The sequence below is a fragment of the Streptomyces sp. NPDC050806 genome, assembly GCF_055586425.1.
Genome location: NZ_JBVJIF010000007.1, coordinates 541,841 through 565,107, shown reverse-complemented (window position 1 = coordinate 565,107; position 23,267 = coordinate 541,841). Strand labels below are relative to the sequence as shown.

Below are 23,267 nucleotides of genomic sequence, written 5' to 3'. Positions count from 1 at the left end.
GGGAACCCTCTAGCAGCAGGCCCGGCTGTCCGGACCTGCCGCTCTCACGCGGTCTCGTGATCGAGGCCGACGGGCCCGGGGTGGAATCCTTGCCGCAGGGCCTCTTCGTAGATCTCCATCGCCTGTCTGGCTTGGGCCCCGGTGACTCGTCGCCCCTGGGACAGACGCTGCGCGACACGGTCGGCGAGCTGCCTGTCCACGGAGCGCAGGATCCGGCCTTCGCGGGCCCAGTCCGCGAGAGCCTGCCACTCCTCGCTGGGGACGTCCTCGACGGCGGCTTCGGCCTCGTCGGACTCGGTGCTTTCGGGAGAGGCTATCTCGAAGGGCTCGGCCGTGAGCTCAGTGGCTAGCGCGTCAGGGAGCATCCACGGGATGCGCGCCACCTCGTCCCAGCAGTCGGGCTTCTTCGCCCACTCCGACACGTGCCGGTCGCCGGAGATCACTGTCTCCATAATCAGAGGACAGAGTTCGTCGAGGGCGTCCCTCAGGGCATCTGTGATGTCCTGCTCGTTCCAGATCCTGTCGAGGTCGATCCGCTTCTCGGCGGCGAGCGAGAGCCGGGCGACCGTGTAGGTCGTGATAAGCCGTTTGTGGCTGCCGGCAGAGTGCGTACGGGCGATCCGGTCGGCAGCCTGGAACAGGAGAGCGGTGGCGATGGCACGCTTGCAGTACTGCGCGTCCACGACGGGGTCGGACTTCTCGATCCGATCCATGAAGTGGACAAAGTTCTTCTGGGCACCGCGGCTCACCCAGTACGGGAGCTGTTCCCAGGAGTGCACGAAGGTGGCCAGGTCGGACTTGCTGAATCTCTGCCGCGTCGGCGTGATCAACTTGAATTTACGCTGGGCCGAGCGGCCCTCGTATTCGGCGGCCTTGTCCGTGTACTGGCCTCGTGCCCGCTCGTAGAACCATCGTGTCTCCTGGCCGCTGCCGTCGGCAGCAGGAGCCCACAGACTGCGGGAGACACGCTCAAAGGCGACGTGGAACTCGTGGTTCGAATCGAAGTCGACCATCGTCACCTTGTTCTGGGTGTTGGAGTACCGGGAGATCTCCGGGACGATCTCGGACAGGTACGCGGGATCGACGATCGTGAGCTTCATCTGCACGTGGACCCCGTCCAGGTCCCGCTTGTCACGGGTCAGGACGTGGTGCAGCGAGGCGGTGGTCTGGCCGCCGTTGACGATCTGGAGACCGGTCATGCCCCTGATGGCGACAGGGTTGCCGGCCTCGTCGGTCTCGAAGTCCACGTCCGAGGCTGTTGCGGTCACACCGTTGTTATAGGCGAGGAATTTGCCCGGGGCGTTCAGCAGGGTGTCGCGGATGCCTTTGTTAACGCCACCGCGGATCTGCAGGAAGGACCGAACGTTGAGTTCGAGCAGCCGGGTCCGGTGCTCCTTGTACAGCTCGGCCAGCCGCCGACCGGGAATCACGGCCAGGACGACCGAGTAGTTCGGCTCGTCGCTGTGAGCCGCCAGGCAGGGAAGGGGACGTTCGAAGGTCACCTTGATGGGCTCGCCGATACTCCCGGAGGTCTCGTGCCTGTGGAGCCGCGCGAGGTCCCAGAGCTCGTAGGTGACTGGGATCCCCTCGAACTCGCTGGGCTCCGGGGCGTTCGTCGTGCTGACCCGGTTGCTGAGTAGGAAGAGACGGATCTTCGGAACGCTCGACAGCGCCTTCTCCACGCCGACGCACATGTCGTGCAGGTCGGTGTTGTCCACCTGGTTGGGGCGAATGGCACGGTGCTTGCCCAGGAACGCGAACAACCTGCGGAAGAACCTGTCAGAATCGGCCTTGGTCAGCTTGCTGCTCCACGGTGTCAGGTTGAAGTCCGTGGTGTAGAGGTCGAGGCTGGACCCGTCCTCGGGCAAGCCGTAGCCGTAGATCTCCACTCCCCGAGAGAAGTGGTAGGCGAGTGCCGCGTCGGTGACGACACCGGCTTCCTCGAGGATCTCGAGTACGTGCCGGGTGAAGGTGTTCGGGTTCGAACCGCCGTCGGCGTCCGTCAGCGCCTGGATGTCGGCGACCAGCGCGCGGGAGTACTCGTGGAGGTCGTGCTCAGCCATGGGTTCCTCGGATCAGGTCGACCAATGTCTCGGCGGTAACGCTGTGGGGGGCCAGAGCCGACACATCAATGGTGTAGGTGCAGTTGCCGACCCCGGGCGGCAGCGCGGCCTCGACGATCCGGGGGAAACCCTCCCCGACCGTCCAGAAGTCACTGCTGCGAAGGGTATAGCGATCGTGGTCGTAGAGGTCCCGTTGGTTCGACAGGTAGCCGGCTTGGACCAGCAGCCCCTCGAAGCGCTGGGAGGCGGACGGTGAGGTCAGTCGGGCTCGTATCTCGTCCACCAGGGCGTTCAAACTCATGCCGAACCCCCGCTGCCGGTCGTCGAGGACGACATGGGCCAGTACGAGAGGCGTCGAGTCGGCCGTGTCCAGCTGCCGCTCGCTCGCAATCTGGACCGTCCGGGGAGAGCGGGCCGTGGTCGCCTTCACCTCGACCGCGACGCCGGGCAGCTGGAAGTCCTGGTTGGTCTGCCGTGGTCCGGTCCACGAGCTGACAGCTGTGTGCTGGCCGACAGTCGTCAGCACGTGCTCAAGGAGGAAGTGGAGCTCGCCGAAGAGGCCGCACCGGGCCTGTCGGGACAGTCCGTCGCGCGACACGGAGCGCAGCAGCTGCTGCCACCGGACGTAGCGGCGAACCGCGGCCTCCGCCGCCGTCTCGCTGGTCGGTGCATCCTGTACCACCTCTGCGATGTCGCAGACGAGCGGGGTGAACACCTCCGCGAGTTCGTCGTCGGTGAGCATCACCTGGAGCTCGTAGTGGTTGCCGGACACCGACGACAGGCCCAGCTGCAGACCACGGGTGGCCGGCAGCTCGTGGATCTCTCGGCGCACAATGTCGGCGGTCCTGGCATCGGTGCCGAGCAACAGCATCCGTCGGAGGGTGGGGTGCGTCACCGACACGTGGATGTCGTGCGGTGAGTCGGGGTGGAGCCTCCGGGTTGACCTACCCGGGGCCTGCTGGTGGGCCTCCAGCTCCTGCCACACGCTCTCGTCGATCACTCTTCGTCCTCGAAGTCGTCGAACTCCATGTCCTGCTTGAACCAGATGTCGTTCACCACGTACTCGGTCTTCAACTGGTGACGGGAGAACGGGAAGCTGATGGCGAACCCGACCAGGGGAGCGACCGGCTCAGGGTTTCCGGACGACTTGGCCACCTCGGCAGGGCTGAGGGGGTAAAGCAGAAGCAACGGCTGGTCAGAGCGGCGTTGGTGGCGCAGAGGCCGGCCACGGGGGGAGTCGGGATCGAGCGGTTCACCCTTCCGGTTGAGCTTCCCCTTCGCGGCCTCCTTCGTGGCCCTCAGCGCACGGCGCTTCTGTTCGTCGGTAAGGCCGCAGAGTTCGTCGGCGGGGCTGAGAACACGCTTGATCGTGTAGCGGCCGGGAACGACCTCCGAAGACTTGGAGTGCCTGCGCGTGATGAGACCGACGGAATGGCCTGCGATCTCGACTTCCTTTGCCTCGGGCAGCCGGCTGGCGAGGCGGATCGTCCAGTTACCCAGCTCACCGTGCCTGGCGCACTGGCGTACGTACTCCGCGATGAAGGCCGGCCGCACCCGCTGGGCCTGCCTGTCGGTGAGGTAGTAGTCGAGGAAGCCCTCGGTGACGTCCGAGGCTGCTACGCCACTCCAGGTGATGCTCCCGCTCCGCTCATCCACTTCTCCGGCGGAGAGCGCGTCGAGACGCGCGACGAACGACTCGAGGAGCTCGTGGTTGTTACGCACCGCCTTCTCGGCTAGGTCGAAGACGGTCGTCTCGGGGAGCTCACCGGAGTAGCTGAGGCGGACACGTGTCCCCTGCCTCATCTTGTTTGAGGCCGTGATGCCGAGGCCGAGCGACGAGGTCCTGACCTTGAGACCGTACTCGCGGGGGGTAAGTCCCACCGCGGACATCTCCTCGACGTCACGCCTGAGTTCGTCGGTGGCCGCGGTGATCTCCGCGTACTGGCGCTGCAGCGTACGTGTCGTGTACAGCCGGCACAGGTCCTCGTAGCGAGGGCGGTAGCCGAACCAGCGGCCCATCTGCAGCAGGGTGTCGTACGTCTTGGAGGCCCGCAGGTAGTAGCTGACCGACAGCCCTTCGAGGGTCAGACCGCGGGAGAGCTTCTCACCGCCGACGGCGATGACCGACAGGCCGGTTTCCCGGCGCTCGTAGTACTGAAGGGCGTCCTTCGCCGCACCGTTGACGGCCATTACAGTGATCTTCGCGAGGGCGGCGTGAAGATGCGGTTCGACGTCCTCCCAGTCGAGCCTGTCCCCAGCCATGTCCTCTGTGCAGGGGACGAAGTCCTCCTCCCAGAGCTGCCGCAGCTCTTCCTCGAGCTCTTCGCGGGCACTGCTGAACCGGTCTTGGAGGACGTCGAAGAGCAGACGCACGTGGGCGTCGACCTGGTCGCGGACCTGCTGCTGCACGGCGGTGAAGCGGGTCACGTGCACCAACATGGAGTTGTGCACTGCGATCTGCCCGCGCGCTCGGCGCGCCGCACAGGTCAGGACGAAGGACCGAACGGCGCGCTGCAGCGACGCCGGCAGGAAGTCCGGAACCCGGAGGTGTGACTTGTGCTTGTCCGGTACCCAGAGGTCCGTGTCCTTGATGTGCCTTATGAGCGGCAGTGGATCGATGTCTTCCTCGTCGCCGTCGGTCTGCAGACCGAAGAGACGCTCGGGACCGAGGTAGTTGGACGGTGCCCGCAGAGTGCGGATGAAACTCTCCGGAAAGAGGTCTGGGCCGAGCTCGTCGTGGTCCGTGTCGGGGTTGATGTAGATGTTCGCGAAGGGGGTCGCGGTGTAGCCGACGTAGGACGCCTTCGTGAAGCTGTTGACCAACTGTCTGATGGCCTTGTTGATCGCCGACGGCTTGGTGTCGGGGTCCTTGGAAGTGTTCACCCCGGCGTTGTCGGCCTCGTCGTCGATCACGAACAGGGGCAGGTCGGGAACGACCATCCGGCCGGTCTCCGGGTCCTCCACGCCGTGGTTGTCGATCACCCAGTCGCGAAGGTTGTCGATGATCCGACGGTTCTTCTTGACCACGAGGACCACCGGGACGCTGCCCACCGGCACGTTGGCGGAGACCGCCGTCTTCCGGGCGAAGTCCCCCTTCTCGTGACTGGTGGTGAGTGACGCCGCCTTAAGCCGCTTTCCGTGCGACATCGCGCCGACACCGATATGACGATGCGCGTCGTCGTCCGAGCGGAACTGGTACTGGGTGTCGAACCCGAGAAGCCCTTCGTCGATACGGAGCTGGGTCTGACTGCGCAAGTCGTTGTGGATCCCAGCGAACACCACGATGAGCCGGTAGCCGGCGTCGGCTGCCTTGGCGGCGAGCCCGATGAACTGCCCCGTCTTGCCGGACTGGACCTGCCCGATCACAAGCCCGGTCCGGCGCCAAGTACCCTCCCTCTGGGGGTCCTCCAGTTCACCGAGAACGTCGTCGGTGCTCTGGTCGAGTCGGCGCACGACCTGAGTCGGGAGCTTGGACACGCTTAGGAGGTAGCGCCGGTAACGATCCCAGAAGTCCCACTTCCGGTCGGCCTTCGCGTCGGCGAGCCAGGGCACGTGCCCCTCGTCGTTTGTCATCGCGGAGGAATCAGCCTGGAACACTGAGGCTCGGGCCTCGAGCACCTTCCGCACCTGGTCCCGCTCCACGGTGATCCCCTGGGCGGCGAGGATGCTGACCGCGGTGTTCACGGCGAAGTCGACCTCGGCCGGCGTTGCGTGCCGGTCGCCAGGCAAGAGCAGCACCGCGGTCTGCTCGGCTTTCTCGAGACTGTCTTCGTGGGCGGTGCTCACAGCGACCTCCAACGGCCGGGTCGGTTCGGAGTAGGGACTACCGGGTGGGTCAGGAGTTCCAGAAACCCTGTTGCTCGTCGAAGGGGGACATGGAGCTGAGTACTCTCCGAGCTTCTTCGGGGGTCCGGCCCTGCCCCAGGAGTGCTTCGTACACCTGACGGGCGACGGCGACGGTCTCCGGAGCTGCCGGCCCCGGACCGCCGAAGGGTTCGGGGTCGTCGACTGTGTCGGTCTCGTGGAGCATGCGGAGCGCCGTGACCGGGACCGTCTCCTCAAGAAGGCGGATCATCGAGCGGACGACCTCCGGGTTACCGCCGTGGTCATCTACCGCCGCCTTCACCAAGGGGTGTTTCCTGTTGATACGCAGGACGATCCGGCCGTCCTGACGTTTCACGTTCCAGGCGAACTTCAGGGGATCACCGTGCGCACGCGACACCACCTGACCACGCTGTCGTGCGGAACGGGAGGCCGCCTCACGGGTGTACCTGGCGATCCTCTCCAGGTGTCGACGTAAGGAGACGGGAGGGACCACGCTCGCCTTGCGCACGTCCACGCCCCAGTCGACGTCGGCCTCCGCAGGAATGTCCACGGCGATCCGCGCGAGGTTGTACTTCTCCTCACGTCGAAGACCGCGGATCCCCAGCCAGTCGCCAGCCAGGATCAGGCGGTCACGGCGGTACACGTAGAAGCCCTGCTGCCCCAGCCATCCCCTCTGGCCGGCGGCCGACTCGTACTCAACCTCCGAGAGGCGCTGCGCCGTCGGAAGCACAAAGGGCTCCACACGCACCGACTGCGACCCCAACGGCAGAGACTCCCGGGGGATCCGTTGTACCGACGGATGTGTGGACAGGAAGGGGTCCCACGGGGGGAGGTCGGATCCGCGCACCCGGATCCGGCATCGGGCCGGACGCTGCAGGAAACGGGCGAAGACCATCGAGAGGTGGGCTTCGGTACGCTCCGCCTCCGCGTAAAACTGGGCTTGCGTCTTCTCGTCGTCACTGGTCACGGCGGTGTTGTGATAACCGGAGAGCTGCTCCCACAGGACGACCGTCCCGTGCTGCATACTTCCCGCGACCCGACACAGGAGGGCTGTGGTCGTGTCGCCGGGGTCGCGGAGGAGCCGCCACTCCTTGTAGTGCTCCACGACACCGAGGTCCCATGTTCGGACGTGCCAGGCTCCGTCTCTGACCGTGGCGACGGTGAGCTTGCGGCACTGCGAGAAGGAAGCGGACTTCAGTCCCACACCGAAACGGCCGAGGTCCGTGGCACTCCGCTCGGCCGACGGTCCGCGGGCCGCCACCGTCATGGCGGTCACCAGCTCAGGCTCCGTCATCCCCCTGCCGTCGTCCGTCACAGCGATCCAGGAGCTCTGTCCGTCCCATGTGAAGTCGACGTCGATGTTCTTTGCCTCTGACGAGACGCTGTTGTCCACGAGGTCTGCGACGGCGGCGGGAAGCGAGTAGCCGAGCGAACTGAGCGAAGCCACCATGCCGGCAGGGTCGGGAGCGGCGACATCGAAGTCCATCTTCACGCTCCGTACCCGGTGTGCCCGATCAATCCTGTGCGGCCGATTCGTCTGTGCGCTCCATGGAGCGACACGTGGCGGAACTTCTCAAGCTTCGTGCGGTGAGCGGGCTACTACTCATCCACGCCAGCCGAAATCCCCCGTTCGGGGCATGGTACCGAACGGCGCTTGTCGGACGTAAGTGATCTCTGTGACAGGCTGACCGCCAGCCTTGCAATGTGCTGCCCACCCTCGCCGCAGGCCATTTCAGACGGCTCCCCCAGGCAGCCCGCTGTCAGGACGCCAACGACCCCGAGCACGCTGCGGGCTGTGCGCGCTGGCTGCAACAGCCCGCGCAACGAGGGGAATTGCTCCGCCCTTCGTAGCTGGGTGCACTCAGATGCCATCCAATCGGCCTGCGTCCGACACTAGTTGCCTGACGGCTCATCGACCTCAGCGCGTGCATCCACTGGCATCGGACGCCTCCACTTCACCAACCGGCACAGCATCCTCGGGCACTGCGGGGCCGACCCATCAGTCGTGAAGAAGTGAGGGACGGACCGCCAGACTGCTTACTCGATCGGCCCGGTGGGGGCCCTACCACTGCCAACTCCGTTGGGGTTGCGGGTATCTGCGTCCCTCCACTGAGGTCCAGTACGACGCACGGAGACCAGGTAATGATGAGGGGAAAACGTCACATGCCCGTCAACGGCAGCTGTCATGATGGCCAACACGACCGCCAAAAGATGTGACCGCTGTGATCTGTTCATCGAGGAGGGGTGTAGCTGCCCAACAGACGGCTCGACTCCGCGTGACAACATCACAGCTGCGTCCGTGTGGGCCGGGCGACAGCCCGTCGTTCCTCCTGACAGAATTCTGATCTCTCCGCATGGGGCGGCTCACCTCCCGGATGCCTGCAATCACCATCCCGAGCAGAGCCACCGCGCCGCAGGGTGGGGTTGGATCCCACGACCGGCGAAGGGCCTGTGGGAGAACATTGGCCCAGCACACCCTGTGCAGGCCACGGAGGGGAAAACCGAGCTCGTCGCCTATCGCAGATGCGGCAGTTGCCTGTCATAGTCGGAGACGAGCCGTAATCCCTCTTCGGGTGCTCGTCCGAACACCGCGTCTGCTGCCTGCTCGGGAGGCGGACGGGACCTTCTATGCCGCCGTCGGCACACATGCCGAGCTGCGAGGGCCCGACCTCAGGCGGATCTCATTACCTCAGATGCACGTTGAGCTGTTGGAGGCGTTGCCATGCACTGGGGTCGCTGCCGTTACCGAAAGAGTAGTGAAGTGCGGGGCGCGCTGTGGGGCCGAGCGGCACTGGTCGCAGGGCTGGGGCGGACTCGACCACGGCGCGCCCGATGCGGCGTACCGCGTCAGGGCCGAGAGTGAAAGAAAGCGGGGTCGGGGGCGCTTCTCGGTGGGGCGGGGTGGTCAGGTCGGCGCGGGCGGGGCGCAGGTGGGTGAGCATTGAGGTCAGGTGGTGCTGGGTGGCGAGGGTCGCGGCCAACTCGGGCAGGGTCTCCAGCGGCGGCGTTTGGTCCGCCGTGTAGCCGACGGCGAGGGTGATGTGTTCCTCGACGCCCGCGGGGGTGTGTGCGATGCGGGTGGTGGCGATGGCTGGGCGGTCGGGGGCGCCGACGGCGACCAGCCAGGTGGCGGCGGACTTCTGGGCGCGGGTGCGGGCCAGCTCGGTTAGCTGGCGGCGGGACCAAGGCAGGCTGACGGGTTCGGCGGTGGCCCAGCCGGCGGGCGGGGTGCCGGTGAGGGCTTGCCAGGCAGCCTCCAAGGCACCGCCGAGGAGAAGATGCTCATCGGCGGGGTGAGTGGTGCGCATGGAGAACAGCAGCTGTCGGCCGTCCTCCCCCTCATCCGATGTCGGCTGAGTAGTAAATTCTTCAGCCAACTGGGGTGAGGAGTGCCCGGTCTCCGCGGGGGCAAAGCGTCCTTCTCGCCAATGCAGTACGACGCCGGAAAGCCCGTCGTAGTAGCCGCCGGCGGGGGCGCGCACGACCCAGCGGGCGGGGAGACCGTCCAGAAGCGTCCGGGTGGGCAGAGTCAGTCGGACGCCGGGCGGGGTAATGAGCTGGAGTTCGCGTCCGGAGGCGGTAGCGGTTCGCAGAGCGTCAGTGAGCCAGCTGGTAGCGGCAACGACGGGGCGGTCTTGGAGCACTACGGCGGACTGGTCAGTGAGGACATCGATGGAGAGTGGATCGCCCACCTCCGTAGGAAGCGGGCCGCCGTAGCCTCCACCGCCCTCGGGCGAGACGGCCACGACGTCGGTGTGTGCGGCATCGGGTGGCCAAGCGATGCCACCCAAGGCGGCGGTCAGGCGCCCGCCGATGGACCCGGCCAGTCGCCCGGCCTCCTCGGCTGCCGTTGTTGCCCGTGCCTCTGTCCACCACACCGGGGCATCCACGCCTACGTGTGCTCCCAGCAGCCGAGCGGCCTCACCGGGGACTTGCACGAGAACGGGGGCTTCGACGGTCACGAGGGGGCGGCCGTCGCTTGAGTGCAGTTGGACGCCGGCGCCCTCTGCAGTGCTGTTCAGGCGCGAGTCGGGTCCGCCCGCGTACAACCCGGCAAGAAGGGTATGGACGTCGGGCATGTTCGGCGTGAGCGAGATGACGTCCTGCGGCACGAAGCTCCTAGGTCAGTGAGGTGGGAGCCGACCGGGTTCAATCAGCATCCAGCGCATCGAGTGAAGCGGGGCCCAAGGACGTCAATGGGGCAGCCGCCAGATGCTCCTGCCACGTTGCCAGGCGTACCCGATAGGCCACAAAGTCAACGAATCCGTTCTCGACCCAGAACCCGCCACCTCGCTCGAATAGTGCGACAAGGGGCTCGAACGGGTCAGGGAGTTCGGCCAGCTTTCCCAGCGACTCTCGGGAAAGCGACGCCCAGTTCAATGCAGCTCGACATAGTCTGGCGGCCAGGGCGCCGGGTACATGCTCGTCGATGAAATCATCCAGGCGCTGACTGGCACCCTCTTCCGCACGCACCGAAGGATCGACTCGCTTGGCAAGGTCAAAGAAAGGCCAGCGGTCCGACTGAGAAACGTCGAAGAACGGCCTGTCATCGTCTTTTTGCAGCTCCTGTACCCAGAGTGCAGTTCTGCGAAGATATTCGCGCAGCAGGCGTGCCCGTGACGCGGAGTGCTCGAACCCGGCTTCCTCATCCCGCCAATCGATAGCCAGCAGACGATCCACCATCGCTGTCGCACGTTCTTGATTCATGAAAGCCCCAGTCCCTTCTTCGCCGCATCGACTACTACGTCCAGGTTGGACAGATCGTCCGCGATAGCGACTTCTGGCGGCGTCAGACCCATCTTGGGCCATAGCGCCAGCGTGCCCTTCGCGGTGAGCGGTGCACCTCGGAAGGATATCGGTGCCACGTCGTGCGCCCCAACGTGCCCGTTACCCCAGTCACGGACCTCCGCCCATGCCGACGGGTGGCCCGAGGTAAACGGCATGCCGGCTTCCAGCAGTCGAGCCTCGACATATTCGTGAATGATCATCCCGCGGAAGGAGCCCTCGTCTCCCTTTAGCGTCCCCTTCTCGGCCTTGGTCCACAGGTCCGCGATCTCGTCGTAAGCAGCGAAATATACGCCCTTCTTGAAGTTCTCGGGTCCCGGACCATTATAAACATCGTGCTTGTCGAGGAAAAGGTTCTGCTTAGCTCTCTCGACTATTGCAGGGTCGATTCCGTAGTTTTCCGAAATCTTCGGAACGTCATCCGCTGTGGCGCGAATACGGGCGTATACCTTAGCGGCCTTTTCATCCGGCGGGAGCGAGTAGTTGACCGGCTCACCGTTGTGCGTACCCCAGTTCTCACTGCCGTCCGCCCCATGAGGAGCGGCCGGATCTGGAGGAGTTTCCGGGTGCGGGTGATCAGCCGCACCGTCGCCCCCATTCTCGGCTGAACTCGGTGTGTCATCACCCGAATCACCATGATGGGAGTCGTGAGCACCTTCGCCGGTATGGCCATGGCCGTCCTGGTGAGGGATGTCGTGGTTACTACCCGATGAAGGATGGTCCGCCCCAGAGCCAGAACCGCCAGGTTCGTGCGTATGTACAGCACTGGTTCCGCCCGGTGTTTCCCCTTGGGGAGGCCCAGCATTGCTGTGACCGCCTGAGTTGGGCGCATCATGGCTCGCCTGCGGCGGCAGGCTCTCGCCCGCGTGAGCAGTGCCTTCGTGGGCGCGAGCACCGGCGCCGACCAGCTCGTGACGGGACGGCATCTCCGCCGGGCGCGGTGCATCGACCGAGGGGATGCGCTGGCCGGCAGGCGTCTCGTGCGGGGCGGGGGTGGTGTCGGGTTGGCCGTCCTTGCTGGGGAAGAACTGGCCGTCTTCGATGCGGACCTTTGCGCCGTTGCCCAGATCGATGACGCTGTGTGGGGTGTCCGCGGCGACGGCCGCGTCGGTGGCGGCCCTTAGGCCGGCGGTCACCTCCGAAAGCTTGGGCAGAGCACGGGCCGCGACGCCGACCGTCTTGCCCGCCGCGCCGATCGGGTCCATGACCTCGCCAGCCTTGGCCAGTGTGCCCGCCACCCGGGCGGCCGCCCCGGCTTTGCCGGCCGCCGCACCTGCCTTGGAGACCGCACCCAGCGGGCCTGAGGCCAGGGTCAGACCGTTGTAGACAATGGTCCCAACCGCTTTGCCGGGATTGGTGGCCCAGTCGTCCCAAGCCACCAAGGACTTGGCGAACTCCTTGGCGTCCTTCCGGTAGGGGGCCGCGAGCCGATACTCCGGCTGGAGATCCTTCCGGTTCCCGTCCGGGTCCATCAGGTAGGACTCCATGCCCAGCGCGATCTTGCCCAGGCCCTCGCGCGCTGCGTCGCCCTCCTCTCCGGAGCTGAAAAGATTAACCAAGCCCTCTACCGAGCCGGCGACGTTGTCCCACAGGCTGATCCCGAATTCCTGCAAGTGGTAGTCGATGCCGAACGGCGTGCCCCAATAGTGCTCGGGGCTGCCCCACGGCAGCTTCGGCGCCTCGGCCAGCTGCTCAGCGCTGAAGCCGTAGGCGTTCTTTTGCTTGGGACTGCCGTCGTTGATGTGCCATTGGGTGCCGTGCACCAGAGCAGTGATCTTGTCGGCGGCCGTGACCTCTGCCTGCTGGAAGGCGGCGACGGCCGCGGTCACTCCGTCCAGCAGCGCTTGATGCTCATCAACCTTGTCCTGGTCGTGCCGCCATCCGCCGGACATCGGGTTCTGGTCGTCCTTGACCGAGGCCACGAACGCCGACGCTTTCTGCCGCAACGACTCCAGCCGCTGCACGATGACGGCCACCTCGTCGGCGTAGCCGGCCAGCGCGTCGGCCACCGACTCCAGCTTGTCCGCGACGTCACCCGAGGTGTCGTTGACCGCCTGCGTGGTAGCGAACAGTTGCTCCGCCTCAGGTGCCTTGTAGGAGGAGTCCAGGTGCTGGAAGCGGGCGTGTACCGAACGCCCGTGCCCGCGGATCTCGCGCGCGGCCTGCCGCAGACGGGTTACCTCGTGCTGCAGCTCGGCCAAGTCCCCCGTATAGCTCGGGATCTTTTCCGGGCTGATCACTTTCCACCGCCCGCGTTATGCCCCTTCTTGTGGGCGGCCTCAAGCACCGCGCTCACATCCGGCGCCTGCAAGGCTGAATGCTGTGCATTCCACGCCTGCTCCAAGCTCCCGGTGACGTAGGCGTTCGTCGCCTTGACCGCACCGTTGGCCGAGTCACTGGCCCGCAGCGGCAGGAACGCCACATCTCGCTCGATCCCCTTGGCGAACTCGCCCAGGGCCACCGCCACCAACCCGGTGGCCCGGCCCTCCCCGCCACCAGCGCTGTCGTCCCCGAAAGACAGCGTGCCCGCCGCGGCCATCGCCGCCTGCACGCTCTTTCCGTACAGGGCGATGCCGTCATGCATCCCGTCGGCAGATTCCCGCACCTTGGCGATCACTGACCGCACCCCGGCAGGCGCGATGTCCCACCCCGTCATCCCCAGCCCCCGAAACCATCCAGCGAAGCGTTCCCCCGAACGGCAACTATCTTCACACAGCCCACTGACAGCCCAAGGGAGACTTGGGTACCAACGTCTCTGCCGCAGCGGTAAGACGGTTGCCGCGCCGAACCTCTACGCCTGTCCAGCGGCACGCGTGCGATCTCAGTGGGGTGCATGCGCCGCATGGGCTGGAGGGACGCGAAACGAGACGGCTCGTGGAGTCGGAGCAACAGGTCGTCGCCGCGACAAGCCTGACCCAGTTATGCCAGCGACCTGCGCACTGCGTCGACCAGCGATGCCGCGCGCGCATCGTCGGAGCCGCTGATGATGTGGTTCATCACGTATCCGAAGGCGATGCCGTGTTCGGGGTCGGCGAAGGCGAGGGAGCCGCCTCGGCCGGTGTGGCCGAAGGCGTTCGGGCCGGTCATGGGGGTGGTCTCGGTAGGGAGCATGTAGCCGGAACTGAACCGGCTCGGCATCACCATGACTTGGTCCCTGCCACTGGCCTGTTCCTTGGTCGCCGAGGCGAGGGTTTCCGGGGAGAGCAGGCGCACGCCGTCCACCTCGCCGATCAGCGCAGCGTACATGCGGGCCAGGCTGCGCGCGGTGCCGATGCCGTTGGAAGACGGGATTTCGGCGGCCTGCACTTCGGGGGAGTTGAAGTCCATCTCGGGTGGGTCGGTGACCGCGAATGCCCTGTTGCTGAGGGAGTTCGGATCGCGCCAGGCGGCGACCATTTCGCGGAGTTCTTCGGGGACGGACTCCGGGGGCGCGGTGGTGAAGTCGGTCTCTGGCTGCCGGTACGCCATGCGGCTGGCCCGGTCGCGTTCATTCGCCGGTAGCCCGATGAAGAAGTCCAGTCCCAGCGGGGCGGCGATTTCGTCGGCGAAGAAGCGGCCGGGTGTCCGCCCCGACACTCGGCGGATCACCTCGCCGACCAGCCAGCCGAAGGTCCGCCCGTGGTACCCGTGCGCGGTTCCTGGGGCCCACAGGGGGCGCTGAGCGGACAGTGCGTCCGCCATCGGCTGCCAGGCCAGCGCATCGGCCAGCGGCACCGGCTGGTCCAATGCGACCAGGCCGGCCTGGTGGGAGAGGAGCCAGCGCACCGGGATATCCGCCTTGCCGTTCGCCGCGAACTCCGGCCAGTACTCGGCCACCGGAGCATCCAAGTCCAGCTCGCCGCGCTGAGCCAGCAGGTGCGCCGCGGCTGCCGTGGCCCCCTTCGTGGCGGAGTAGACCAGTTGCAGCGTGTCCCGTTCCCATGGACGACCGCTGTTAGGGTCGGCGACCCCGCCCCACAGATCAACGACCGGCCGGCCATCCCGGTACACGCACACCGCTGCGCCGATGTCCCCGTGCTGGGCAAAGTTCGCGGCGAACGCCTCGCGTACTGGTTCGAAACCGGCTGCGACCTCACCATGGATCGTCGTCATGTCGCTCATCCTGGCACTTTGGCTGTCTGCTCCGAGGAGCGGGCTGGCACACCATGCATGAGACGGTGCCGATCAGGCGGCGTCGGGTAGCGCCTGAAGGCGGTCTCTGAACTCGCGGACTTCTGGGACGGTCTTGTGCGGTTCCAGACGGGCAGAGAACTCCTTCAAACGGCCGAAGGCACGTACGGAGCTGACCTTCTCTTCGAGGAGTTCTGCGCCGTGGTTCGCGGCGTCGAGCGCTCCGTCCAGGTCACCGCCGGCAAGTCGGGCCTCGGCCAGGCGGCTGGACCGTACGGCCTTGTCCCGGGGTGCGGCCTGCTTGACCGAAGCCTCCAGGGAGCTCGTCGCGCGCTCCACTTGTCCGGAGCGCAACAAGATCTTGCCTTCGGTGGATCGCAGCTGTGCCTCGCCGAACCAGTCGAGCCAGTCGGGGTTGTCCTCCGCCGTGTGGCGTTCCCATAGAGAAGCAGCGCGGTTCAGTGCTGTACCGGCCCTGTGGTGGTCGCCGTCGCGGGACATTGCTTCGGCCTTGTGCAGGTAGAGGAAGGACTGGGTGTAGGGCGACAGTGTTCGAGGAGCGTTGTCGATGGCGGTCGAGATGAGGGCGACCCGATCGGTGGGCCGCCCGGCCTCGGAGACGTGAACGCCCATCTCGGCAAGGATGAAGGCACCGAAGGCGTCGTCTCCAGCGGTACGTGCGCTGCGCAGGGCCCCGACGTAGTAGCGCTGTCCTGCGGACCGCAGTCCGGCGTCGTAGGCCATCCAGCCGGTCAGATGGGACACCCGCGCCGCCAGCGCATAGAGGCGAACGTGTATGTCGTCCGTGTACCGGCCGGTGCTCAGGAGCCCTGTGATCAGAGCGAGGTCGCCGCGTGCCTGCTCCAGCAGTCGGGCGCCTCCGAGGTGGTCATCGAGGGTGCGGAGTGTGCTGATGCGCTGCTCGATCGTCGAGAGCATCGTGTCCGTGACGCGGTCTCCGCCGAGCGCGGAGGCGAAGGCCGAGGGCGCTTCGGCCCAGCTCGCTGCCAGTCCCGTCAGCGCGGCGCCTGTGATGGTGAGAAACCCTCGACGGTCCACGCGGCCACTCCCCACCAGATCGGCCAATGCCTCATGGGTACCGGCCTGGGTCCAGGGTGCGGTGAGCCCGGTGACTTCCCATACGGGCAGCCAGCGTGGCCATCCCTCGGCCTGGACGCGTTCGTGTGGGACACGCAGCAGGTCAGCGAGCACACGCTGAGCATCCGCATCCGGTTCTTGTCCCTGCTCCCACTTCCATACGGTCGTCCGGTTGGTCGCCAGCGGGATTCCGAGCGACGTTCCGTGCGCCTGCATGAGCCGGGCGAATTCGGCCTTACCCCATCCACGTGCCTGGCGGACGAAGGTGAACGGGTGGACTGCTAAGGGCTCACCAGGCATGTGATCACTCCCGTCATCTCCACACGAACGTCGTGCGGAAGCTACTTCCCGTGCCGTACCCATGCCCATGCCTGAGTGTGCAAGGGCGTCCTCGAGAGAAACCCCCTGGAAACGTTCCGGACCTGTATGCCACGGCCGTTGACTGGACATCAGCCGTCCGAGAGCCGCGCAGAAGACGTCCACCGGATGGTTCCCAGATCGGCGGCTCCACCCCTGCGTCCCCCTGTCGGGAGTGGAGCCGCTCTCCAGCTCTTCGGAGGCGTCCGCCATGTTCACGCTCGTCACTCGTTTCGTCCTCGCGGGTAAGGAAGAGGAGGTTTCCTCCGCCCGACGTCTGATCATCGACAAGGCGCGTTCGTGGGGCGTCCCGCTGGATGACGAGACGGCTGACGCGGTCCGCCTGGTCGCCTCTGAGCTCATCACCAACGCCGTCGTCCACGGGGAAGGGCCCATCACAGTCGCGCTCTACGACCGGCCGGGCAGCCTGGTAATCGACGTTCTCGACAGCGATCCCGTGGCTGCTGTGAAGGCAAACGGCACCGAAGCCGACGGCGAGAGTGGTCGCGGCCTCGCGCTGGTCGGCTTTCTGGCGGTGCGGTCGGGCTGGAATCCCACCGACCGAGGAAAGCGGGTATGGGCGGAGATTGCGCTGCCCAGGCCGGCGCCAGCCGCCTGGGCCAGCATTCTGCGCCGGTTATTCGCCGACAGGCCGGGGCCTGAGATCCGAGGCGCGCCGGCTTCGCTCCCCTGGGCGGTCGCGTGATGGGACGGCACACCCTGCGCGTGACCCGGCTTCCAGAGCCCGATGTGGTTTTCCGGCCCACCCGCCGCGACATCGACCCGGTCACCGGAGAGCCGATCGCGGACACCCTGTGGGACCGCCATGAGTGGCAGCCGCAGGGAATGTGCTGGCTGTGGTGCGGGCGTGACGACGTCGAGGTCACGTGGATCGGGCCCGTCCGCTCCAGCGGCATGCATGCGTCCCTCTACGCCTGCCGTGCGTGCCTGTACCAACTGGACCAGCGCGTTCTGGAAGCCAACATGCGCGAAGACGCAGGCGTCCTGCCCGCGCATCGCACGCCGGCACCTCCCGACAGGGACCGCCACCGCAGGGCTGCGGCCCATCGTGCCGCCCACTGAAAGCCGCCCCCACGTCATCCCACATCTCCCACGGCCGTGGGGGCGGCCCTGCTTCCCGCCGGAACCCCGGCGGGGGAACCGAAGAGGAAGGAGCACGAGGTGGCAGAGCCCATCACACCGCCTCCGGCCCAAAGTGGCCTCCTGGTGGCGGTGGAAGAGCTGACCGCCGTCCACGACCGGTACGACAGCCTCCGGTCCGACAACGCCGGCAGTTCCGGCGACGCCCCGTGGCCGGGCGGTGACGGCAACCTGCACGACAGCGAGTAGTCCCAGGCGGGGGGCCTGCACGGACCGCCGTGCAGGCCCCCCGCCTGTCAGCAACAAGCGGTCAACCCATTGAGGATTGAGGAGGCAGCGATGGAACACCGGTTGATCAGCGCCATCGAGACAGCGCTCGGCTGGAGCGGAGCGGAGGAGCTGGGCAAGGGCTTCGTACGAGGAAGCGTGGAGGACCCCGCCCTCGTCTCCCGCATCCTGACCCCGAACCGCCTGCTGGACATCGCGATGCGCAGGAGCCTGAGCCGCCCGCAGTTCCGGTGCTTCCAGAAGGGCGAGGAAGTCCACCCGGCCGTCTACTACACCGACACCGTCAGCCCTCGGGGCCAGAGCATTCCCATGGCAAACATGCGCAGCCTTGGTCGGCTCCTTGAGCAAGGTGCCACGCTCATCCTCGACCAGCTCAATGTCTTCGACCCCACGATGGAAGTCGCATGCCGGGCCCTGCAGTGGTGGTCCCACGAGCGCGTGCAGGTCAACGCGTACCTGACGACCAACGATGCCGCCGGCTTCCCTCTGCACTGGGACGATCACGATGTCGTGATCGTCCAGCTTGCGGGCGAGAAGGAGTGGGAGGTGCGCGCGCCCTCCCGCGAGGTCCCCATGTACCGGGACGCCGACCCCAACAACACCCCGAGCGACGAGATCATCTGGTCCGGCATGATGAGGGCCGGTGACGTCATGCACATCCCCCGCGGCCACTGGCACCAGGCGACCCGGACCGGCAGCGGCTCAGGGAAGAGCCTTCACGTCACGTTCGGCATCACCAAGCGAACCGGAGCGAGTTGGCTTGCGTGGCTGGCCGACTGGTGCCGTGAGCGCGAGATCTTCCGTCACGACCTGGACCGCTGGCACGGAACCGGTGGCGAAGCCCTGACTGCGGCCGCCGCTGAGCTGATCGGCGAACGCTCCCCGGCCGACTTCCTGGCCGCCCACGAGAAGGCGACGACGCTGCCTCGGCATGTGCCGTTCCTCGACGTCCTCGGGCCGCTCGACGCCGTGGCGTGCACGACCCACTTCCCTCCCCAGATCCAAGAGCACGGCGAGACCGTCGACATCGTGGCCTCGGGGAAGAAGCTCACCCTCACAGCCAAGACCCTGCCCGCGCTGCGTCTGCTGTTGAGCGGCAGTCCCGTCCCGTTGGCCCAGGCCGCAGCCGTCGTCGGGGCCGAAGCTGCGGAGGTTGCCGAGATCTTGGTGAAGGAGGAGATATGCGCGCCGCTGACCCTCGAATTGTCCTCGGGCTACACCGGTCTCGTCACGAACGCCGTCTGCTGACCGGCGCGCTGGACCTTGGCGTCACCGCGCTCGACACCAGCACCAACTACTTCGGTTTCCGCTCACATCAGGTCTTGGCGCAGACCGCCGGCGACCTGCTGCCAAAGTTCGAGATCTCCACGAAGGTCGGCTACTTCCCGGGGCCGGGCGGGGCGGAGCACTCCCTGAATCCGGCACGGCTACACGCGGCAGCGGAACAGGCGGCTCGGGACCTCGGGCGGGAGCCAGACCTGGTGTTCCTGCACAATCCGGAACACTCACTCCATCATGCCGCCCCGGACAACCGGGACGTGCTGGCCCAGGCATGCGCTGCCCTCGACGAGGCCACGGCGAAGGGGCTGTGCGGCGCCTGGGGCGTCGCGTCCTGGGCCCCGTCTCCGCTGTTGGGCCTGATCGATGCGACCGCACCGAGGCCGTCCGTCCTGATGATCCGCGCCGGCCTGCTGGTCGGGATCAGAACGCTCGATGCCGCGGATGCCCTCACGGCGGCGTGGGGTCTGGACGACGGCAGGGTGTGGGGCATGAGCCCCTTCGGGGGCGGCATGGACGCCCCGGTGTGGGAGAGGATCGATCCCCGCGTCTTCCTTCGGCGCGGTAGCAGGCTCTCCCGCGTACAGACGGCCTTCCGGGTTGCGTACCACCTCCCGCAGGTCGGCACCATCGCCGTGGGTACGGACGAGCCCGCCCATCTGGGCGAGCTGATCGGCGCCCTGAACGGCGAGGTCGACGAGCAGGCGATCCACCAGTACCGGAGCCTCCTCCGACACCGGTTCGGGAGTCAGCCAGCCTGAAGCTCCGCGACAATTTGCTGCGCCATGCGGCGTGCGGGCTCTAGCCGCGGATCCTCGGGGTGCGCATACGGCCCCAGAATCTTCGAGCACACGAACAGCGTCATCAGCTTGCCGTCCCGGCTTTCGAAGTCACGGCGGCGCTCTCGCCGTACGCGATCGGCCAGAGCCGGGACGGCAAGGGAGCTTGCCCACAGGGAGGCAGAGTCCAGCCCCAGTGGCGCGTTCCCCCAGTCCTCCCAGTCGAAGAGGCAGAACGTCGGCGCGGTCATGTTCGCCCAGTTCAGGTCCGCATGGGCTGGCACCCATCGCTCAATCGTCGTGTCGAAGTCGTCGGAGAACACGCCGCGGATGGACTCGGTGACGAGCGCTTGCGTGATGGTGTCGGTGTCCGGCGTGGCGACGCGCCTCGTGTCCTGGGCCGCGAGCGCGTCCAGGGAGGAGTTGAATGTCTTCCACCACTCATCCGGCAACTCTGGATCGTCGCTCAGCACGGCGGTTCCGATGGGCTTTCCGGGCAAGAGCTCGGTCTCATCGGCCCGCCACATGACAGGCTCGTCCGCGTCCCGCCACACCACGCACCCCTGCCATGCAGGCTGAGCGATGCCTTCCAGTCGCGCCGCGGACTCGGTGCCGTTCCACCCCTGGACGCCGATCTTGTCCAGCCCTCGCCTCTCGATCCGTACCCACGTATCACGGTCCGTCCGCGCCCCGACCGATCGGCGTTTGCGTACGACGGTGTCCCGGGCCAGGTGTGCCTGAAGAACCCGCTCTACGTGGTCCAGAACCTCATCAACGGATTCAACCCGCAAGTCAGCGTTACGAGTTGTCGATGCCGAGAGCGCCATACGGGCGACCGTAGCACTGGGACAACCTGCCCCACGCCCATCTCAGCAGCTACGGCGTGGGGGCGGTGGCTGGCTCGCAACCCGCCCCCACGCCGTCTGGCGACCGAGGCGCCTGTCGGGCGTGTGTTTAGCGGCGCGGAGCACGAGATCGGGGAGTGGCCTCGTTGGCCGCGGGGCGCGCTTGCGAGGGCAGCGGGGTGGGGCGCACCTGTGTCGCATAGCTACTGCGGGCCCGGGCGGCGAGGCCCCTGGCACTGGGTGCGGGACGGTTGCCGAGCCGCTGGATGCGCCAGGTCAGTGTCCTTGCAGGTGAGCGGGCATCGTCAAGTGAGCGTTGGCGGGCAGCCTGCTCGATGAGCATGCCTGGCCGGTGGCCGGCGGTATCGCCGTCGGTGAGCACGGCGGCGAGGGCCGGCCAGGCGGGATCTTCGAGGATTTCCTCCGCGTACTGAGGCAGAACCGCGCGGATCTGCTGGGCGTGGCGTTCGCCGGTGCGAGCGGGTGGCGTGCGCTGGGCGAGGGCGGCCAGGGGTGCGGCTGCGGCCTGGTCGTAGGCAGCCTGGACGTGCAGCAGGCTCTCGCGAGCGGCCATGACCTGCTGGTCGTGGCGGCGAGCCTGGTGCCAGCGGGCGGCGGCGATGGTGACGAGAACGGCCGCGTCGAGGAACATTGCGAGGGCGGCCCCGTCCTTGGGCGCGGGTGCTCGGAGCATGGACCGGACGGCGCCGCGCAGGGCCCGGGCGTGGTGGTGTTCGGCGCGGATGCGGGAGCGGGTGGCGCGTTCGAAGGCTTGGGCGGCCTGGCTGAGCCGGGGCCGGGTCTCCTTGGGCGCGAGTAGGGGGAGGGCGTCGAGGGCTTCGCCGAAGGCGGCGAGGTGGGCCTGCGCGGCCGCATCGTCTCCCTGGTCGAGGACGGTCGGGATGCGTTCGACTGCGGCGGCGGCCTGGTGCCAGGCATTGGGCTGACGGCGGCTGCCCGGCTGCTGGCTGGTGGGGTCTGCGTCGGTGGCGGTCAGGCGTTCGCGGATCTTGGGGAAGGACAGGTCGGGGGCGAGTTTGGAGCCGGAGAACCAGATGGGCTGGGCTGCGGCGTTGGTGTCGCCGTCGAGGGCGACCTTGTAGCCACGAATGTCACCGGAAGGGAAGCGCTGTACGTCGACGAGGACACCGGTACCGGCGAGCACGGTGAGGAACTCCTCGGGATCGGTGGCCACCGCGACAGCGGTACGGACGGTGGTGCGCAGGCGCTCGCGGGCGGTGGCCTGGCGGCCGGCGCGGTGGGCCTTCTCCTGCTCGGCACGGGTGGGGCGCTGAGCCGCGGTGCGGTCACCGCGGACGACACGGTGGAGGCCGTATTCCTTCTCTATGGCGGCGAGCTCTCGGTCTGCGGTCAGGTAGTCGTTCCAGTGGCGGGCAGGGCGCAGGTCTGCTCGGACCTTAGTGGCGACGATGTGGATGTGGTCGGGGGCGTGCCGTACGGCGACCCACCGGCAGCCGTCGGGGTCACAGGCGGGGGCGATGCCGGTGGCCGCGACGACGCGGCGGGCGATCTGGTCCCAGTCTTCGTCGCTGAGGATGCGGTCCTCGGGTGCGGCCCGCAGCGAGCAGTGCCACACATGCTGCTTGGAAGCCTGGCCGAGCCGCCCGGCCTGCTTGACGTGCAGGTCGAGGTCTTGCACGAGGAGCTTCTTCGTGGCGTCGAAGTCGGCGGCGCGGCCAGGGTCGGGAGCGAAGCCGTCCCAGGAGGCGACCAGGTGCGGGTCCGTGTGGTCCTTGGCCTTCTTGGTGTCGAACAGGTACCGGATCAGGCCGGCGGTGCTCTTGCCACTGCTGATTTTCGCGATCACGTGGCCGCCTTCGCAGAGGCGGCTCGGTTTGCGGCCGCCGCGATGTCGCCGATGGTGGCCCGGACGGTGTTCAGGGTGCGCTCGGCCTGGGCCAGTGTGGCGGCATCCCCAGCGTGTGGATTACCGCCGGAGTTGAGCACGCGAGCGATCTGGTTGACGTTGTTGCCGATCCTCGCGACCTGGGCACGGAGGGCGTTGAGTTCGTCGATGTAGTCGTCGACGGAGGTGCGCTGGCCGGGCACGGCGAGGTCGCCGTCGACGTAGGCCATGACGGCGGCACCTACGAGGTAGGCGCCGGTGATGTTTAGCGAATAGGCCTTGGCGCGGATCTTGGTCTTCTCCTCGACGCTGTACCGGGCGTCCACCCGCTCCTTGCGCTGCCCCTTGCCGTAGGGGCGGCGGCGGGCGACGCGATGCAGGGCTGCTACGTCGGCGGCGCGCGGCAGCGACGGAGTGGTCGCATCGACGGGCTTGTCCTCCTCGGGCACCCCCTGGTGCCCGAGTGCCTGCGCCACCCCTGGGGCGCAGGCTTCCCCGTTGGCGCCGTCCTTGGACGGTCCAACGCCATACCTTGCTGCCGCGTGGAGGGCGTGCTTGGTCAGTCGGTTGCCGCGATGGGCTTGGGGCGTGTCGAAGTTGTCCGGGGCCAGGCCAGTGTCCTGAGGCTTGGGGAGGCCGGTGTGGCGGGGCATGGAACGCTCCTGAGAGAGGGCGGGAAATTCGGCAGAAGGAAGGCGTGCACGGAGGAGCGTTCACGCGTGCCCCCCTTTAAGAGGGGGCACGCGCGTGAACGGTCCGGGGCGTGAACGCCGTGTGTAGTGGCGTGATCGCCTGACCTGCGGTTTCTTGCTATTCGTGAACGCCGTGATCGGTCCGTGCAGGGGTCACGCGCACGATGGGCGTGAACGGG

General features: G+C 67.1%; 18 protein-coding genes. 5 read left to right on the top strand and 13 right to left on the bottom strand.

Annotated features, from left to right (window positions below; translation table 11 throughout):
* Window positions 1-44: 44 nt before the first annotated feature.
* The 10 genes from ACZ6WH_RS24630 to ACZ6WH_RS24585 all read right to left on the bottom strand — a co-directional run bounded on the left by ACZ6WH_RS24630 (window position 45) and on the right by ACZ6WH_RS24585 (window position 16,181).
* Window positions 45-2,063, bottom strand: a complete 2,019-nt coding sequence (locus ACZ6WH_RS24630; RefSeq protein WP_469730606.1) for an AIPR family protein — start codon at window positions 2,061-2,063, stop codon at window positions 45-47.
* A complete protein-coding gene (locus ACZ6WH_RS24625; RefSeq protein WP_469730605.1) occupies window positions 2,056-3,063 on the bottom strand; it encodes a PD-(D/E)XK motif protein in 1,008 nt (335 codons plus the stop codon). Before ACZ6WH_RS24625 ends, ACZ6WH_RS24630 begins: the two co-directional genes overlap by 8 nt.
* On the bottom strand, window positions 3,060-5,849 hold the full coding sequence (locus ACZ6WH_RS24620) for a Z1 domain-containing protein (protein WP_469730604.1): 2,790 nt from the start codon (window positions 5,847-5,849) through the stop codon (window positions 3,060-3,062). Before ACZ6WH_RS24620 ends, ACZ6WH_RS24625 begins: the two co-directional genes overlap by 4 nt.
* Window positions 5,850-5,898: 49 nt before the next feature.
* Entirely contained in the window at window positions 5,899-7,374 is a 1,476-nt protein-coding gene (locus tag ACZ6WH_RS24615) for an ATP-binding protein (protein ID WP_469730603.1), read from the bottom strand.
* Between the two features lie 1,198 nt (window positions 7,375-8,572).
* Window positions 8,573-10,000, bottom strand: a complete 1,428-nt coding sequence (locus ACZ6WH_RS24610) for a DUF6177 family protein (protein ID WP_469730602.1) — start codon at window positions 9,998-10,000, stop codon at window positions 8,573-8,575.
* A gap of 37 nt (window positions 10,001-10,037) precedes the next feature.
* A complete protein-coding gene (locus ACZ6WH_RS24605; protein WP_469730600.1) occupies window positions 10,038-10,595 on the bottom strand; it encodes a hypothetical protein in 558 nt (185 codons plus the stop codon).
* On the bottom strand, window positions 10,592-12,874 hold the full coding sequence (locus ACZ6WH_RS24600; protein WP_469730598.1) for a WXG100 family type VII secretion target: 2,283 nt from the start codon (window positions 12,872-12,874) through the stop codon (window positions 10,592-10,594). The genes ACZ6WH_RS24605 and ACZ6WH_RS24600 overlap by 4 nt, the downstream gene beginning before the upstream one ends.
* Before the next feature lie 35 nt (window positions 12,875-12,909).
* Window positions 12,910-13,329 carry a DUF6507 family protein gene (locus ACZ6WH_RS24595; RefSeq protein WP_469730596.1) on the bottom strand — a complete coding sequence of 140 codons (420 nt, stop codon included), beginning with the start codon at window positions 13,327-13,329 and terminating at the stop codon, window positions 12,910-12,912.
* A 263-nt stretch (window positions 13,330-13,592) separates the two neighbouring features.
* Complete coding sequence (locus ACZ6WH_RS24590; RefSeq protein WP_469730594.1) at window positions 13,593-14,765, bottom strand: serine hydrolase domain-containing protein; 1,173 nt, start codon at window positions 14,763-14,765, stop codon at window positions 13,593-13,595.
* Window positions 14,766-14,837: 72 nt separating this feature from the next.
* Complete coding sequence (locus tag ACZ6WH_RS24585; protein ID WP_469730592.1) at window positions 14,838-16,181, bottom strand: transcriptional regulator; 1,344 nt, start codon at window positions 16,179-16,181, stop codon at window positions 14,838-14,840.
* A gap of 268 nt (window positions 16,182-16,449) precedes the next feature.
* Here ACZ6WH_RS24585 and ACZ6WH_RS24580 point away from each other — a divergent pair, with 268 nt between their 5' ends.
* From ACZ6WH_RS24580 to ACZ6WH_RS24560, 5 genes are all read left to right on the top strand, one after another.
* Window positions 16,450-16,944, top strand: a complete 495-nt coding sequence (locus ACZ6WH_RS24580; RefSeq protein WP_469730590.1) for an ATP-binding protein — start codon at window positions 16,450-16,452, stop codon at window positions 16,942-16,944.
* A gap of 20 nt (window positions 16,945-16,964) precedes the next feature.
* Window positions 16,965-17,321 carry a hypothetical protein gene (locus tag ACZ6WH_RS24575; RefSeq protein WP_469730588.1) on the top strand — a complete coding sequence of 119 codons (357 nt, stop codon included), beginning with the start codon at window positions 16,965-16,967 and terminating at the stop codon, window positions 17,319-17,321.
* 99 nt (window positions 17,322-17,420) lie between these two features.
* Window positions 17,421-17,588: a hypothetical protein gene (locus tag ACZ6WH_RS24570; RefSeq protein WP_469730587.1), complete on the top strand. Its 168-nt coding sequence runs from the start codon at window positions 17,421-17,423 to the stop codon at window positions 17,586-17,588.
* Window positions 17,589-17,678: 90 nt separating this feature from the next.
* On the top strand, window positions 17,679-18,875 hold the full coding sequence (locus tag ACZ6WH_RS24565; RefSeq protein ID WP_469730585.1) for a JmjC domain-containing protein: 1,197 nt from the start codon (window positions 17,679-17,681) through the stop codon (window positions 18,873-18,875).
* Window positions 18,809-19,666: an aldo/keto reductase gene (locus ACZ6WH_RS24560; RefSeq protein WP_469730583.1), complete on the top strand. Its 858-nt coding sequence runs from the start codon at window positions 18,809-18,811 to the stop codon at window positions 19,664-19,666. The genes ACZ6WH_RS24565 and ACZ6WH_RS24560 overlap by 67 nt, the downstream gene beginning before the upstream one ends.
* Here the strand turns inward: ACZ6WH_RS24560 and ACZ6WH_RS24555 are convergent.
* The 3 genes from ACZ6WH_RS24555 to ACZ6WH_RS24545 form a co-directional block, all read right to left on the bottom strand.
* On the bottom strand, window positions 19,654-20,511 hold the full coding sequence (locus tag ACZ6WH_RS24555; protein WP_469730581.1) for a hypothetical protein: 858 nt from the start codon (window positions 20,509-20,511) through the stop codon (window positions 19,654-19,656). The two genes, ACZ6WH_RS24560 and ACZ6WH_RS24555, sit on opposite strands and share 13 nt — an antisense overlap.
* Window positions 20,512-20,638: 127 nt before the next feature.
* The gene (locus ACZ6WH_RS24550; RefSeq protein WP_469730579.1) at window positions 20,639-22,357 is read right to left on the bottom strand and encodes a relaxase/mobilization nuclease domain-containing protein; all 1,719 of its coding nucleotides are present in this window, start codon (window positions 22,355-22,357) and stop codon (window positions 20,639-20,641) included.
* On the bottom strand, window positions 22,354-22,872 hold the full coding sequence (locus ACZ6WH_RS24545; RefSeq protein WP_469730577.1) for a MobC family plasmid mobilization relaxosome protein: 519 nt from the start codon (window positions 22,870-22,872) through the stop codon (window positions 22,354-22,356). Before ACZ6WH_RS24545 ends, ACZ6WH_RS24550 begins: the two co-directional genes overlap by 4 nt.
* Window positions 22,873-23,267: the final 395 nt, after the last annotated feature.

Excerpts from the sequence above, each read along its gene's own strand:
- ACZ6WH_RS24555 (WP_469730581.1), bottom strand. The coding sequence starts at position 20,511 with ATGGCGCTCTCGGCATCGACAACTCGTAACGCTGACTTGCGGGTTGAA.
- ACZ6WH_RS24565 (WP_469730585.1), top strand. The coding sequence starts at position 17,679 with ATGGAACACCGGTTGATCAGCGCCATCGAGACAGCGCTCGGCTGGAGC.
- ACZ6WH_RS24580 (WP_469730590.1), top strand. The coding sequence starts at position 16,450 with ATGTTCACGCTCGTCACTCGTTTCGTCCTCGCGGGTAAGGAAGAGGAG.
- ACZ6WH_RS24630 (WP_469730606.1), bottom strand. The coding sequence starts at position 2,063 with ATGGCTGAGCACGACCTCCACGAGTACTCCCGCGCGCTGGTCGCCGAC.
- ACZ6WH_RS24595 (WP_469730596.1), bottom strand. The coding sequence starts at position 13,329 with ATGACGGGGTGGGACATCGCGCCTGCCGGGGTGCGGTCAGTGATCGCC.
- ACZ6WH_RS24585 (WP_469730592.1), bottom strand. The coding sequence starts at position 16,181 with ATGCCTGGTGAGCCCTTAGCAGTCCACCCGTTCACCTTCGTCCGCCAG.
- ACZ6WH_RS24560 (WP_469730583.1), top strand. The coding sequence starts at position 18,809 with ATGCGCGCCGCTGACCCTCGAATTGTCCTCGGGCTACACCGGTCTCGT.
- ACZ6WH_RS24605 (WP_469730600.1), bottom strand. The coding sequence starts at position 10,595 with ATGAATCAAGAACGTGCGACAGCGATGGTGGATCGTCTGCTGGCTATC.
- ACZ6WH_RS24615 (WP_469730603.1), bottom strand. The coding sequence starts at position 7,374 with ATGGACTTCGATGTCGCCGCTCCCGACCCTGCCGGCATGGTGGCTTCG.
- ACZ6WH_RS24590 (WP_469730594.1), bottom strand. The coding sequence starts at position 14,765 with ATGACGACGATCCATGGTGAGGTCGCAGCCGGTTTCGAACCAGTACGC.